General features: G+C 69.9%; 14 protein-coding genes and 1 pseudogene. 3 read left to right on the top strand and 12 right to left on the bottom strand.

Going from position 1 to position 13,675, the window contains the following annotated elements; all coding sequences use genetic code 11:
- Positions 1-160: 160 nt before the first annotated feature.
- Together A5691_RS13965 and A5691_RS13960 are read right to left on the bottom strand one after the other, a co-directional pair.
- Positions 161-808: pseudogene (locus tag A5691_RS13965) on the bottom strand (hypothetical protein); the annotation flags it as partial.
- Positions 809-910: 102 nt separating this feature from the next.
- A complete protein-coding gene (locus tag A5691_RS13960) occupies positions 911-1,528 on the bottom strand; it encodes a carbonic anhydrase (RefSeq protein WP_067747827.1) in 618 nt (205 codons plus the stop codon).
- Here A5691_RS13960 and A5691_RS13955 point away from each other — a divergent pair.
- Positions 1,527-2,438 carry an A/G-specific adenine glycosylase gene (locus A5691_RS13955; protein WP_067747829.1) on the top strand — a complete coding sequence of 304 codons (912 nt, stop codon included), beginning with the start codon at positions 1,527-1,529 and terminating at the stop codon, positions 2,436-2,438. The genes A5691_RS13960 and A5691_RS13955 overlap by 2 nt on opposite strands.
- Before the next feature lie 9 nt (positions 2,439-2,447).
- Here A5691_RS13955 and A5691_RS13950 read toward each other — a convergent pair whose 3' ends face one another.
- From A5691_RS13950 to A5691_RS13915, 8 genes are all read right to left on the bottom strand, one after another.
- Positions 2,448-3,926 carry an NADH-quinone oxidoreductase subunit C gene (locus A5691_RS13950; RefSeq protein ID WP_067782226.1) on the bottom strand — a complete coding sequence of 493 codons (1,479 nt, stop codon included), beginning with the start codon at positions 3,924-3,926 and terminating at the stop codon, positions 2,448-2,450.
- Positions 3,923-5,389, bottom strand: a complete 1,467-nt coding sequence (locus A5691_RS13945; protein WP_067747833.1) for a proton-conducting transporter membrane subunit — start codon at positions 5,387-5,389, stop codon at positions 3,923-3,925. The genes A5691_RS13950 and A5691_RS13945 overlap by 4 nt, the downstream gene beginning before the upstream one ends.
- Positions 5,389-6,051, bottom strand: coding sequence for a hypothetical protein (locus tag A5691_RS13940; RefSeq protein WP_067747835.1), 663 nt, complete (start codon positions 6,049-6,051; stop codon positions 5,389-5,391). Before A5691_RS13940 ends, A5691_RS13945 begins: the two co-directional genes overlap by 1 nt.
- Positions 6,048-6,998: a respiratory chain complex I subunit 1 family protein gene (locus A5691_RS13935; RefSeq protein ID WP_067782236.1), complete on the bottom strand. Its 951-nt coding sequence runs from the start codon at positions 6,996-6,998 to the stop codon at positions 6,048-6,050. Before A5691_RS13935 ends, A5691_RS13940 begins: the two co-directional genes overlap by 4 nt.
- A gap of 5 nt (positions 6,999-7,003) precedes the next feature.
- On the bottom strand, positions 7,004-8,980 hold the full coding sequence (locus tag A5691_RS13930) for a proton-conducting transporter membrane subunit (RefSeq protein WP_369827112.1): 1,977 nt from the start codon (positions 8,978-8,980) through the stop codon (positions 7,004-7,006).
- A complete protein-coding gene (locus tag A5691_RS13925; RefSeq protein WP_067782229.1) occupies positions 8,977-9,456 on the bottom strand; it encodes an NADH-quinone oxidoreductase subunit B family protein in 480 nt (159 codons plus the stop codon). The genes A5691_RS13930 and A5691_RS13925 overlap by 4 nt, the downstream gene beginning before the upstream one ends.
- A 5-nt stretch (positions 9,457-9,461) precedes the next feature.
- A complete protein-coding gene (locus A5691_RS13920) occupies positions 9,462-9,800 on the bottom strand; it encodes a lsr2/espR transcriptional regulator (RefSeq protein ID WP_104182682.1) in 339 nt (112 codons plus the stop codon).
- Positions 9,801-9,895: 95 nt separating this feature from the next.
- Complete coding sequence (locus tag A5691_RS13915) at positions 9,896-10,654, bottom strand: alpha/beta fold hydrolase (RefSeq protein ID WP_067747842.1); 759 nt, start codon at positions 10,652-10,654, stop codon at positions 9,896-9,898.
- 63 nt (positions 10,655-10,717) lie between these two features.
- Between A5691_RS13915 and mhuD the strand changes: the two genes are divergently transcribed.
- Positions 10,718-11,038 (top strand): mycobilin-forming heme oxygenase MhuD, encoded by a 321-nt coding sequence (mhuD, locus tag A5691_RS13910; RefSeq protein WP_067282414.1) that lies wholly within the window; start codon positions 10,718-10,720, stop codon positions 11,036-11,038.
- The gene (locus A5691_RS13905) at positions 11,013-12,377 is read left to right on the top strand and encodes a serine hydrolase (protein ID WP_067782232.1); all 1,365 of its coding nucleotides are present in this window, start codon (positions 11,013-11,015) and stop codon (positions 12,375-12,377) included. The genes mhuD and A5691_RS13905 overlap by 26 nt, the downstream gene beginning before the upstream one ends.
- Before the next feature lie 20 nt (positions 12,378-12,397).
- Here A5691_RS13905 and A5691_RS13900 read toward each other — a convergent pair whose 3' ends face one another.
- Positions 12,398-13,378 carry an alpha/beta fold hydrolase gene (locus A5691_RS13900; protein ID WP_231981015.1) on the bottom strand — a complete coding sequence of 327 codons (981 nt, stop codon included), beginning with the start codon at positions 13,376-13,378 and terminating at the stop codon, positions 12,398-12,400.
- A 193-nt stretch (positions 13,379-13,571) separates the two neighbouring features.
- Positions 13,572-13,675: hypothetical protein (locus A5691_RS28650; protein ID WP_231981016.1), on the bottom strand; the 104-nt coding region annotated here is incomplete at its 5' end.

Genomic DNA, 13,675 nt, shown 5'->3' with positions numbered 1-13,675 from the left:
CGTGGGCGGTGACCTGGACGGGGATGGGGTCGGCTCCGCACTGCCCGCTGCCGCGGCCGGCGATCGGGCCGGGCACCTACAACCTCGTCGTGCAGCTGGGCAATCTGCGTTCGCAGCCGGTGCCGTTCATCATGAACCAGCCGCCTCCGCCGCCGGGCCCGGTGCCCGGCCCGATCGCCGGCCGCGGCAGCGGGCAGTGCGGAGCCGACCCCATCCCCGTCCAGGTCACCGCGGTCGTCACCTGCTCGCCCGGTGTGAAGGTCTTGATCAGCGTCTCGTTGGACGGCGCGCAGTCCAGGTTCGACCACAGCCGCTTGTTGTCCAGCGAGTACACGTAGGCGGCCAGCACCGCGGCGCCGACGTCACGCTTGCACGACACCAGGCCGATGTTGGTGACGACCATGGTGAACTTCGGCTGATCACCGATGAAGTATTGCGGCGCATTGGTCAGGCCCTTGACGGCCAGCGTCGAATCGGGGCAGTCGTCGCCCTCTTTCAGCACCGGCGGCGGCTGCACCGCGGCGGTCGGGGTGGGCATCTCCGGGTTCTGCCCCTGTTGCGGCACCGGCGTGGGCTGCTCACCGGGCGCGATCGGCGGAGGCGCCTGCGGCGCAGGTGATCCCGGCTTGCTCTGAGCGGAATTGGGCTTGTCGGCACTGGCGGGCTTGGCGCCCGAGCTGTGTCCCATGAAGGCGATGACCGCGGCGACCACGATCCCTACGACGACGACCGCGACGCCCACGGCCAGGCCACGGCGCCGCCAATAGATCTCGGTGGGTAGCGGGCCACGCGGTTCCAGATCCAGCACGTTTGCAGCGTAGGCCCAGGTCACGTCGAGTTGCCTGACCCGCCCCGGCGTGTCGCGGGGTTTGCTGGCTGACGGCCGTGTTAGTGCCGGCCGCGCCGGAGCCTATTCGCCGATGTCCCCGACGTGGTCGACCAGCGCCGCGCGCCCGTCGGAAAGGTGATAGGTCGCGCCCGCCAGCGCCAGGGTGCCCGCCGCCACCCGCTCGGCGATCGCGCTCGAACGCGACACCAGCTGCGCGATCGTTTCGCGCACGTGCCGTTCCTCGAACTCGTCGACGCGACTGAGCCCGTCGCGGCGGCCCATCAGGATCGACGGCGCGACTCGCTCCACCACGTCCCGCACGAAACCGCCCGGGATCGCACCGTCGTTGATCGCGCCCAGCGCGGCCTTGACCGCACCGCAGCTGTCGTGACCCAGCACCACGATGAGCGGCACGTCCAGCACCGTCACCGCGAACTCGATGGAACCCAGCACCGCCGAGTCGATCGCCTGCCCGGCCGTGCGCACCACGAACATGTCGCCCAGGCCCTGGTCGAAAATGAGCTCGGCCGCCACCCGACTGTCGGCGCAACCGAACACGACAGCGGTGGGCTTCTGCCCTGCGGCCAGGCTGGCCCGGTGTTCGACACTCTGGCTGGGATGCTGCGGCTTTCCTGCGACGAATCGCTCGTTACCCTCTTTGAGTGCTTTCCACGCGGTTACGGGGCTGGTGTTAGGCATGGCTGACATCATGCCGCATCCGCGGGTGAACGGGCGGCCAAATATTCCGGGCGACGAGTTGCTCGAGTGGTACGAGCGATCCCGCCGCGATCTGCCTTGGCGTGAGCCCGGCGTGAGCGCGTGGCAGATCCTGGTCAGCGAGTTCATGCTGCAGCAGACGCCGGTGTCGCGGGTGCTGCCGATCTGGTCGGACTGGGTGCTGCGGTGGCCCACCCCGTCGGCCACCGCCGCCGCCAGCGCCGCCGACGTGCTGCGGGCGTGGGGCAAGCTGGGCTATCCGCGGCGGGCCAAGCGCCTGCACGAGTGCGCGACCGTTATCGCGCGCGACTACGGCGACGTGGTGCCCGAGGATGTCGACATCCTCCTGACGTTGCCGGGCATCGGCAGCTACACCGCGCGCGCCGTCGCCTGTTTCGCCTACCGGCAGTCGGTCCCGGTGGTGGACACCAACGTGCGCCGGGTGGTGGCCCGCGCCGTGCGCGGGCTGGCCGATGCCGGTTCGCCGTCGGCGGTGCGGGACATGGCCGACGTCGCTGCCCTGCTGCCCGCGGACGAAACGGCGCCGCGGTTCTCCGTCGCCCTGATGGAACTCGGCGCGACGGTGTGCACCGCGCGAACGCCGAGGTGCGGGTTGTGCCCGCTCACCCGGTGCGCGTGGCGCGACGCCGGCCATCCCCCGGCCCAGGGGCCGGCCCGGCGGGTGCAGACCTACGCGGGAACCGATCGGCAGGTCCGTGGCCGGCTGCTGGATGTGTTGCGCGCCAAGGACTCTCCGGTCACCCGGGCGGAGCTGGACGTGGCGTGGCTGACCGATACCGCCCAGCGCGACCGGGCACTGTTTTCGTTGCTGGCCGACGGCCTGGTGGCCCAGACGGCCGACGGCCGATTCGCCCTGGCGGGCGAGGCATAGTCGCGCCGATCAAAGGTCGTTGCCGGCGTAGGACTGGTTGAAGCTTTTGTTGGCCAGGGGGAAGTCGGGGACGATGGTGTCGGCCATCGCGACCGGCAGCGCAGGCCAGTTGAACCACGACGGGTCGACGATCTTGGCGCGACTGATCCGGTGGGCGGCGTCGGTTTCGACACGGTGGACGATGGTGCCGCGCCAGCCCTCGACGATGCCGATCCCACTGCGGGGGCCGTCGGTCGCCGGCAAGCTCTTTGTGTATTCGATTGGGCCGCTGTGTGTTTCGATCAGATGGCAGGCGAGTTCGGTGGAAGCCGCGAATTCGTCGCGGCGCACCGTGTAGCGGGCCAGCACGTCCCCCTCGACGGCGTCGATCTCGGTGACGGGCAGTGCGGTGGTGGGGTGTTCGATTCGGGCGTCCGTGCGAAGGCCGCTGGCACGCGCGACATAGCCCAGGCATCCGAGCGCGTGAGCGTCCTGTTGGTGCAGGACGGCGGTCCCGGCGAAGCGGTCATACACCACGGTGTTGTGCAGGGTCAGCTCGGCGACCTCGGCGACGTCGGCGGCGATGCGCCGCAACGCGCCCGAATCCGGCAGCGCCCGCAGCGCCACCCCACCCGGGCGCATCGCGCCGCGCAGCAGCCGGTGGCCGGTCACCGCGTCGTTGAGTCGCAGCAGTTGCTCGCGGATGCGTTGGGCGTGCGCGTGGGCGAGGCCGAAACCGACGTCGTTGGCGAGTGCGCCCAGATCGGCGGCGTGGTTGTAGAGCCGTTCGAGTTCGACGAGCAGCGCCCGCAGCCGGTGCGCCTCGTCGGGGAGTTCGACGCCGAGTGCGTCTTCGATGGCGAGGCAGTGGGCCAGCGCGTGCGCAACGGAGGTGTCGCCGCTGACCCGTTCGGACAATTCGACCGCTCCGCCGGCCGGCCGGCCCTCGAACAGCTTTTCCATCCCGCGGTGCACGAACCACAGTCTGGCCTTGAGGCGCAGCACGGTTTCCCCGGCGACGGAGAAGCGGAAGTGGCCCGGCTCGATCAGCCCCGCGTGCACGGGGCCAACCGGGATCTCGTATACACCAGGGCCCTCGACCGTGACGAACGGGAAGTGGCCGCTGGCATCGAGTTTGGGGGCCGGCGGCGCCGTGCGGCGCATCGGATACCATTCCTCCGGCCAGTGGGCATGACGCACCAGGCGGCGCGCTTTGGGATGGCCCACGCACCGGATGCCGTACAGGTCCGTCATTTCGCGCTCGAAGCGGCTGGCCGTAAACGACATATAGGCCAGCGATCGAATGGCCGGATCGTCTTTGGGCAGCACACATTCGAGTTCGACGCGGCGGTCCGGCCGGCCGGCGAGGAACAGATAGACGACCCGGTAGGCGGCGGAGTCGTCGTGGGCGGCGACCAGGGCCAAGCGGAATCCGTTGCCCAGCAGGTCTTCCGCCGAGGCCGCCAGCCCGTCCTGGGGTAGCCGGTGGCGCTGCCATTCGGCCCTCACCGCGCTCCCCCGACGTCGCTGGCGGCGGCGGTGAACAAGCCGGTGAGCGGACCGGCTGTGACGCCGAGGGCGATCGATGCGGCGATCCCGACGACGAGGGCGGCAGAAATCGTTCGGGGAACTGCGATTTCGCGTGCTTCGGTCGGGCGGCCCAACAGGATGCGGCCCGCGTTGCGCGCCAGCGCAGCGAAGGCGACCGCAACCAGCAACATGCCCGCGGCGAGCACCCAGGCCAGCCGCGCGTCGGCGAGTGATCGAACGATGGCCAGCTCGCTGGCGAACATGGCGAACGGCGGGAGGCCGAGCAGCACGATCACGCCGACGGCAATCGACACGCCGACGATCCGGGAGCGGCGCAGCACCGCGGCGATGTCGGCGATCGCGGTGGAGCCGTGCGCCGCCTGCAGCGGGCCGCTGGCCAAGAAGAGGACCGTCTTGCCGATCCCGTGTGCGAGGACGTGCAGCAGCAGAGCGGTGATGGCCAGCGAGGTCCCGGCCGCGGCGGCGATCGCGATCAAACCCATGTTCTCCATGGACGAGTAGGCGAGCATGCGCTTGAGGTCGGTTGTCACCGTGAGCATCAGAGCGGCGACCACCAGCGTCGCCAGCCCGATCACGAGCAGGCCCGAACGCATGAAAGCGGGTCCGGTGGCGGCGCCGATGATCGGCTTGAGGCGGATCAGTACCGAGAAGGCCACCGACAGCAACACGCCGCTCATCAGCGCGGAAACCGGTGCCGGGGCCTGGCTGTGGGCGTCGGCCAGCCAGGTGTGGAACGGAAACAACCCGGCCTTGGCGCCGTAACCGATGAGCAGCAGGCCGCCTGCCAACCGGGCGATGCCGGGATCGAGCCCGCCGGCGTGCGCCGCCAGCACGTCGAGGTTCAGCGCGGCGGCGGCCGGCGCACCGGCATGCTCGGCGGCGTAGTAGAGCAGCACGGTGCCGAGGAAGGCGACGGCGATGCCGACCGAACAGATCACGACGTACTTCCAGGTTGCTTCGAGCGCGCCGCGGGTGCGGCGGTGCCCGACCAGGAAGGCGGTGATCACCGTGGTCGCCTCGATCGCGATCCAGATGACGCCGATGTTGTTGGCGCACACCGCAACAACCATCGCCGCCAGGAAGCCGGCCGTGAGGGCTCCGTAAACCCGGGCACCGCGCGGGTCGGTGTGACCGTGCGCGAGTTCGGCGTCGAGGTAGCCGATGCTGGCCCAAGTGGCCAGTGTGGCAACGATTCCGATGACGATCAGCATCGTGACGGTGAGCGCATCGAGTCGCAGCAGCCCGCCTAGGGCGAACCGGGTTCCGGACCCGACGCGGACGGCGAGCGCCGCGCCGCACGCGAGCACCGTCACCGCCGAGAGCACGATCAGTGTCGCGGTCGCCCGGCGCCATCCGGCGACCAGGACGGCGACCGAAGCACCGATCGGAGTGAGGATCGCGGCGAGCAACAAAGCGGTCATCAGTCGTGCAGCTCCTGTAGCGCGTCAAGGTCGGCAGCACCGAAGGCGTGAGCCAACCGCCCCGTCAGGACTCCGATCACGAGGACCGCGAACAACACGTCCAGCGAGGCGCCGAGTTCGACGATCAGCGGCACCCCCGCGGTGAGCAGGAACGCGGTGGCGGCGATCCCGTTGTCCAGCATGAGGAATCCCGCTGCCTGCGACACGGCATGCCGCCGGGTGACCATGACGAGCAACGCGATCAGGACGACGGCGGTGGCGGCCGGGACCGCGGACGTGGTCGCGGCGGGCTGCAGGTTCACCAGGGGTTGGGTGGCGGCGAACGCGGCCAGCGTGAGCGCGGCCGTGATCAGCAGCGACGTGGCGGTGTTGATGACCGGGGTGGCTTCCCGGGGCGATCGTGACTCGGCGCCGCCCGCTCGGGCCAGCAGCCGCGGCAGCACCGCGACCCGCAGGGCCAGCACGGCCACCCCGACGCCGATAAGCGCGCCGTCACGGTCATACGCCCCGCGCAGCAGGGGGATGGCCGCCAGCGCGGCACCCTGCCACGCCAGCAGCCGGATGATGGCGGTCAGGTCGCGCCGCCACACGATCAGCACCGCGGCCAACAGCAGCCCGCCGGCGGCGAGGTCGACCAGCACCGAGAACGTCCCGTACGTCATGCCGGCACCACGAAGAAGTTGGCGGCGACGACCGCGAGTAACGCCAACAGGAACGATCCGGCCAGCAGTTCGGGTACCCGGAAGAGCCGCAGCTTGGCGACGAACACCTCGACGGTGGCCAGGGATCCGGCCAACACCGCGACCTTGGCCGCCACTGCGGCCAAGCCGACGGCGACGTCGACCGCGCCCGGTCGGCCGCCGGCAATACCCCAGGGGGCGAACAGGTTTGCCAGCAGCGCCAACAGCACGGTCAGCCGCATCCCGGCCGCCCACTCCACCAGGGCCAGCCGCGGGCCGGCATACTCCAGGACCATCGCCTCGTGCACCATCGTCAGCTCCAGGTGCGTGGCCGGGTTGTCCACCGGCAGCCGTCCGGTCTCGGCGACGATCACGATCACCAGTGCGGCGAAGGCCAGGACGGCGGCCAGCGACACCACCTGGCCCGGATGGGTGATCGTATGCGCCACCAGCGCACCGAGATTCGCCGACCCCGCCGGCATGGACAGGGCGAAGACCGCAAGCAAGATGGTGGGTTCGACGAGCGCGGCGATCGTGATTTCGCGGCTGGCGCCCATGCCGCCGAACGAGGTGCCGGTGTCGATGCCGGCCAGGGTGAGCGCGACGGTGCCGACAAACAGCAGTCCGACCACGGCGAACAGGTCAGCGCTGGCGTCCAGTGGTGACCCGGTGGCGACCAGCGGTGCGATCGCGGCGATCAGCAGCGTGGTTCCGGCGACGATCGCGGGCGCGGCGGCAAACACCAAGGTCGTCCCACGTGGAGTGATCTGTTGCTTCCCAAGCTGTTTGACGATGTCACGCCAGGGCTGCAGGATTCCGGCGCCGGCGCGGCCCTCCCAGCGGGCGCGCACCTGCCGGGTCAGGCCGACCACCAGCGGCGCCCCGGCCATGACGGCGGCGATCTGGACCGCGCCCGCGACGTAGGACAAGACATTCACCGGGCCACCACCAGCACGACGAGCACGCCGAGCGCGCCGTAGGCCAGATAAAGGTGCACACTGCCGGTGTGGGCGCGCCGGGCCACATCCGCCGCGACCTCGACGGCTCGGATCACCGGGGTATAGCAGCGTTCCTCGATGGCATCGACGATTCTGGTCCGGTAGGTGATTTTTTCGGCCAGATATTGCGATTCGGCGCTGTGCGTGACTTCGATGTCGGTGTCGGGGCGCAGGACGTCGTCGAACACCCGTTGCAACGGCTCGGCGAACGACGTTGCGGTGTACTGCATTCGCGCGGTGAGATCCTCCGCGCCGCAAGCCCACAGCGGCAACGTGGCGGCCGACGGGCGACGGCCGCGGCGCCAGAGCGTCAGCATCGCCGCGGTCACCGTGGCCACCACGACACCGACGGCGATCGCGCCCGGGGCGATCGACCCCTGCAGGCCGGGCAGCCGCACCACGGCCCCGAGACCGGTGAATCCGATTGCGCGGGCGGCCGGTAGCGCGGCGACCGCTTGGCGCAGCGCGGGTGCGATGACCGCGGGCGCCACCGCCATCGTCAGGCAGGCCGCCGCAGCGATTGCCATGGCGGCCAGCATCGTGGGTGGCGCCTCTCGGGCGTCCGCGGCCTGATCGGAACGCGGCCGCGCCAAGAACCCGATGCCGAACGCCTTGACCATCGCCGCCACGCCCAGACCCGTGGTGAGCGCGACCACCCCCACCGCCAGCGGCGTGGTCAACGCCAAGACGGCGGAATGCCCTCGGGCCGTGTGGATCAGCGACTGCACCAGCAGCCACTCGCTGACGAACCCGGCCCCCAGCGGCAGCCCTGACGCCCCGAGCGCGGCGACCGCGAACAGGCTGGTCGTCGCCGGCATCCGGCGGGCCAGGCCGCCCAGCCGGTCGAGGTCGCGCAGCCCGGTCGCGGCCAATACCGATCCCGCGGCGAGGAAACCGAGGCACTTGAAGGCCGCATGCGCAACGAGGTGCAGCATGGCCGCCGCGGTGGCGATCGCGGCCGGCCCGCTTGCGCCGGTGGCCGCGAACAGGGTGGCGGCGCCAAGGGCCAGCGTGATCAGCCCGAGGTTCTCGGTGGTCGAATAGGCAAGCAGCCGTTTGAGATCCGTGGCCACCGAGGCCTGCACCACGCCGTAGAGGGCCGACACCCCGCCGACGACCATCAGGGCCAGACCCCACCAGCGAGGCCCGGGCCCGAGCAGCTGCAAATCGAAGCGACAAACGCCGTAGACGCCGAGGTTGATCATCGCCGCGCTCATCAGCGCCGACACCGGGCTCGGCGCCTCCGGGTGGGCCCGAGGCAGCCAGGCGTGCAGCGGCACCAGGCCGGCCTTCGAGCCGAACCCCGCCAGCGTCAACAGGAACACCGCGGTCTGCGCGCCCTGCGGTATCCGGTGCAAGTCGGCGAACCGGTCTGCGCCGCCCGCCGCCGTCAACACCATCAGGCCGACCAGAATCGCCACAAACCCCAACTGCGTCATCACCGCATACACCAACGCGGCGGAGCGAACCTGCGGGCGGGTGTGGTTCGCCAGCACCAGAACCAACGACGCCACCGCCATCAACTCCCACGCCAGCAGGAACGTGGTGATCGACGCCGCCGCGGGCACCAGCAGCATCGCCGCGATGAACACGGGCAACACCGCCAGCGTCACCGGGCCCACCCGCTCGCGCCGGGCATAGCCAATCGTGTACAGCCCGACCGCGACGGCGACCGCCCCCGTGAGCGCCATGAAGAACCCGCCCAGCGGATCGAGGCTCAATTGGACCCCGGCCAGCGGCAGCAACCAACCGATGCGGACGTCGCGCGCCGATCCGAACATCCCCACGGCGCCCGCCCATAACCCGCCAGCGCCCAGCAGCGAGGTCAGCAGGCCGGCCCAGATTGATCCGGAGCCGTTGCGGGCCAACGTGTTTGGCTCGGGCGCCGCTCGGGTCGCCAGCACTGCGGTCACCTGCCGGTCACCGACCGCAGCGCCGCGACGATCTGGCTCGGTGTCGGCGGGCATCCCGGGATCTCCACGTCCACCCCCACCATTTCGCCGACCGCGCCGGCCACGCCGTAGGCGTCGGCGAAGACCCCTCGGTTGATGGCACAGTCGCCACACGCGATCACCCGACGCGGCAAAGGGGTCGCCTCGAGCGTGACACGCAGCGGGTCGGCCATGTTGTGCGTTACGACGCCGGTCACCAGGAGCGCATCCGCATGTCGCGGGGAGGCCACCAGGCGGGCGCCGAACCGCTCGGCGTCATAAACCGGCCCGAACGCGCCCGCGATCTCCACCTCGCACCCATTGCACGACCCCGCGTCGACGTGCCGGATCTGAAGTGAGCCGCGCACCCCGGCGGGCGGCGTGGTCACCGGCTCCGGCGCGGGTGGCGCGGGTTCGGCGATCCGGCCGACGCGCACGGCTTTGCTGATCCAGCCCATGCGCGCTACCCCGCGCCGCCGGCGCGCAGGCCTTCCAGCATCGCCACGCGGTCGCTGAGCACCCCGGTGAGCACCTTGCGCGCCACCATGAGCAGTTCGGCGATGTCCGGGGAGGCGATCGAGTAGATCATCGTGTTGCCGTCCCGCAGCGCGTCGACGACGCCGGCCCGGCGCAGGACGCCGAGCTGCTGCGAAAGGTTCGAAGCCTCGAGCCCCACCTCGGGCAACAGTTCGGCGACCGACTTCTCTCCCGTCACGAGCAGCTCCAGGATCCTGATTCGCGCGGGGTGCCCCAGCGTCTTGAAGAACTCCGCTTTGAGCTTGTAGAGCGGCTCCGTCACGATAAGTCTCCTGAAGGCAGCAAAGTTTCTAGGGTTTAACGATTTAAGAATTTATCATATGGTGCCGCGCTTCTCACCTCGGGCGGTCAGGCCCGAACTCAATCGCCGGCGAGGAATGACTCGACGGCGCCGCGATACACCTGCGGCGCTTCGTCGTGAACCAGATGCCCGGCTTCCGGAACCCTTAAATACTTTGCGACAGAGCTCATTTCGGCCATTTCTCGCATCTGCCCCGGCGGGGTGACCGAGTTGCCGGCCTCGATGAGCAGCGCCGGGGCGCGCACCGCCCGCCACTGCTCCCAGTAGTCGCGGGTGCCCCATTCGGCGGCGACCTCGATCCAGCGCGCGGGGTGCCCGTGCAGGCGCCAACCGGTGGCGGTGCGGTCGAAGGCCTCCAGAAAATACTGCCCGGCAACGGGGCCGAACTCGTCGTATACGCGCTGTGCGGAGTCGAATTCGACCGGCAGGGCGTGCAGCCACGGCTCCCAGGGGCCGGTCGTGCGCCCGCGGAAGTCCGGCGCCATGTCCTCGAGCACCAGCGCGGAAACCAGTTCCGGACGCTCCGCGGCCAGACACCACGAGTGCAGGGCACCCATGGAATGCCCGACCAGCGTGACCGGCGTGCCCAGCGCGCTCACCGCGTCGGCCAGGTCGGCCACGAACCGTTCGGTGCTGATCGGGTGTGGGTCGTCGACGCCGCGGCCCCGATGCCACAAGGCGTCGTAGGTGTACACCGCGCCCAGCGCGGTCAGCCACGGCAGCTGCCTCGACCACGTGGTGCCCCGGCCCATCAGGCCGTGCACCAGCACCAACGGCTCGCCCCGCCCGCCGCGGCAAGTCAGCAGATCACCGGCCATGTCACCATCCTGCGTGCCCCGCCCTGCAGTTGGACAGGCCGGGCGAAGGGGTAGCCTAGCGGCATGTCGCCAGTGGTGAAGATCAACGCAATCGAAGTACCCGCCGACGCCGGACCCGAGCTGGAGAAGCGGTTCGCACACCGGGCGCACGCGGTCGACAACCAGCCCGGCTTCCTCGGGTTTCAGTTGCTGCGCCCGATCAAGGGCGAGAACCGCTACTTCGTCGTGACCCAGTGGGAGTCCGAAGAGGCATTTCAGGCGTGGGCGCAGGGGCCCGCGATTCAGGCCCACGCCGGCGAGCGGGCCAACCCGGTGGCGACCGGGGCGTCGCTGCTGGAATTCGAGGTTGTGATGGACGTTGCCGGCAACAAGCAGGGTGGCTAGCGGGTTCTCGGCCCGGCGCCGCGCGGTGGCGTTGAGTGCCGCCGCCGCATTGGTAGTCACGTTCGCGCCCGGTTGCGCGACCTCCCCCTCACCGCAGGCGAACGCGGCCAATCCCGGGCGGCAGATCGACGTACGAACGCCACCCGGTATCCGGGCCCAGCAGACGCTGGACATGCTCAACTCGGACTGGCCCATCGGCCCGGTTGGGGTCGGCACGCTGGCCGCACCGGACATGGTCAAGTCGGTGCAGACCACGATGGAGGGCCTGTGGTGGGACCGCCCGTTCACCCTCGACGGCGTGGATCTGGGCGCCAGCAGGGCCACCCTGCACCTGACGTCGTCCTACGGTGCGCGCCAAGACATCCGGATACACACCGACGACGGCGGGTGGGTCGATCGGTTCGACCTCGAGACGCAGGCGCCGAAGATCGATTCGTGGCACGACATCGACGCGGTGTTGAGCAAGACGGGGGCCCGCTATTCCTACCAGGTCGCCAAGGTGGACAACGGGCACTGTGACCCCGTGGCTGGGACCAATACCACCGAATCCTTGCCGCTCGCTTCGATTTTCAAGCTGTACGTGCTGCACGCCGTGGCGGGCGCCATCAAGGACGGAACGATCTCCTGGGATGATCGGCTGACCGTCACCGACAAGAGCCGCGCGGTGGGCTCGTCCGGCTTGGCTCTGCCCGCCGGAGCGCAGGTTTCGGTCCGAACGGCCGCCGAGAAGATGATCGCGACCAGCGACAACATGGCCACCGACCTGTTGATCGGAAGGCTGGGCACCCACGCGATCGAGCAGGCGCTGGTCACGGCGGGCCACCACGACCCGGCGAGCATGACGCCGTTCCCCACGATGTACGAGCTGTTCTCGGTCGGCTGGGGCAAGCCGGACCTGCGCACTCAGTGGCAACACGGGTCACCGCAAGTCCGCGCCCAACTGCTTGCCCAGGCGAATGCGACTCCCTACGAACCGGATCCGACCCGCGCCCACACGCCGGCGTCGTCCTACGGTGCGGAGTGGTACGGCAACGCGGAGGACATCTGCCGGATCCACGCGGCGCTGCAGGCCGACGCCGTCGGCGCGGCCGCCCCCGTCAGGCAGATCCTCTCCGCGGTGTCGGGCATCCAGCTGGACCGCGACGTCTGGCCCTACATCGGCGCGAAAGCCGGTGGCCTGCCGGGTGATCTGACCTTCAGCTGGTACGCCGTCGACAAGACGAAGCAGCCGTACGTGGTCAGCTTTCAACTCAACTGGCCACGCGACCACGGGCCCAACGTGACCGGGTGGATGCTGCAGGTCGCCAAGCAGGCCTTCGCGCTGATCGCACCGCGCTGATCGTCACCCTCCAGCCACCGCTAGCCGGCTTGCGACCCAGGGGACAGCTCTCCCACAACGGCGACGAGCGCGTCGGCGCCCTCCCAGTTCAGCAGATGGCCGGCGTCCGGCACCGTGACGAGCCGTGCGCAAGGTATCCCGGCGGCGAGCCGTCGAGAGTGAATGGGCGGGGTGCTGCGATCGGCTGAACCGACCATGACAACCGTCGGAATCGAAATCTCCCCCAGGCGGGGGTAACGGTCCTCCCGCCCGAACGCCCGTAGGATCGGCGTCAGGGGCCCATGCTCGCGCATGTGTTTGTCGAAGAACTCGATGAACACCGAAATCATTGCCGGGGAGGGGCTTTTCCCGCATTGCGCCGCGCCGAAAAGCACCCCGCCGACCCGCGTTCGCACCAGCCAGCCCATGAGCCCCGACCTCATCAGCGGGATCTGCAGCCTGTTTTGCGGCGCACCGTCGTTGATCCGGCCCGCCCATGTCGCGAACAACACCAATCCCCGCAGCCGGCCCGAGACGTCCTCGTGGTCGAGCACCGCACGGACGGCGACGAAGCCGCCCATGGAGTGGGCTACCAGGACGCCATCCTCGACGTCGAAGTGCCGCAGGATGGACGCATAGTCCTCGGCCATGGGCGCGGACCCCACGCCGGCCGAACCAAGCGTGGAGCTACCGTGTCCTCGTTGGTCGAAGGCGATGAGGCGGTAGCCCCGGGCCAACAGCTCATCCCAGACGATGTTCCACTCCCCAAGCGTGCCGCCGTAGCCGTGCGCGAAAACGACGGCGGGCCCCGCGCCGGCGGTGATGGCGCGCAGCACGGTCCCGTCGGCTCGGCTGATGAAGTGCTGCTCGCCGCGCTGTTCGGTGGCGAGGCGCTCACGAGGATAGGGATCGGGATTGTTCTCGATCCGCGCGACGACCGATTGGGCGGCATAGCGAGCGGCCAGGGCGAGAAGCCCGGACAGCGTTACGGCGCCGACCGGCTTCGTCAGGGCGCGGGTCACCGCGGGCCGCCTCCCCGTCGAGCGGGATTTCGGAGACTGTCTTCGAACCATTGAGGCTCCCAGATCTTGCCCGGCCGGACAACACGTGGTTCAACGACGCTTACGCAGTGGATGCGTTGCGACGCTGGCTGATTCCGGTGGCAACCGGTTACTCGTCGATACGTTGCCGCGAGCGACCGGCCCGGTAGGCGGGCTAGTTGTTGGATGGTGGTGGTTGGGGTTGGAAGGGTTGGTACCACCACCAGTCGGCGCGCTCGCCGGTGGGTCCCGGGCAGGGGGCGACCGGGGGGGGGGGCT

The sequence above is a fragment of the Mycobacterium sp. E183 genome, assembly GCF_001667735.1.
Taxonomy (GTDB): domain Bacteria; phylum Actinomycetota; class Actinomycetes; order Mycobacteriales; family Mycobacteriaceae; genus Mycobacterium.
This window is presented reverse-complemented; position numbering and strand designations above follow the sequence as displayed.

Bases quoted from the DNA above. Each gene is read 5' to 3' on its own strand.
- A5691_RS13955 (WP_067747829.1), top strand. From the start codon at position 1,527: ATGGCTGACATCATGCCGCATCCGCGGGTGAACGGGCGGCCAAATATT.
- A5691_RS13945 (WP_067747833.1), bottom strand. From the start codon at position 5,389: ATGACCGCTTTGTTGCTCGCCGCGATCCTCACTCCGATCGGTGCTTCG.
- A5691_RS13915 (WP_067747842.1), bottom strand. From the start codon at position 10,654: ATGGCCGGTGATCTGCTGACTTGCCGCGGCGGGCGGGGCGAGCCGTTG.
- A5691_RS13925 (WP_067782229.1), bottom strand. From the start codon at position 9,456: ATGGGCTGGATCAGCAAAGCCGTGCGCGTCGGCCGGATCGCCGAACCC.
- mhuD (WP_067282414.1), top strand. From the start codon at position 10,718: ATGTCGCCAGTGGTGAAGATCAACGCAATCGAAGTACCCGCCGACGCC.
- A5691_RS13940 (WP_067747835.1), bottom strand. From the start codon at position 6,051: ATGACGTACGGGACGTTCTCGGTGCTGGTCGACCTCGCCGCCGGCGGG.
- A5691_RS13960 (WP_067747827.1), bottom strand. From the start codon at position 1,528: ATGCCTAACACCAGCCCCGTAACCGCGTGGAAAGCACTCAAAGAGGGT.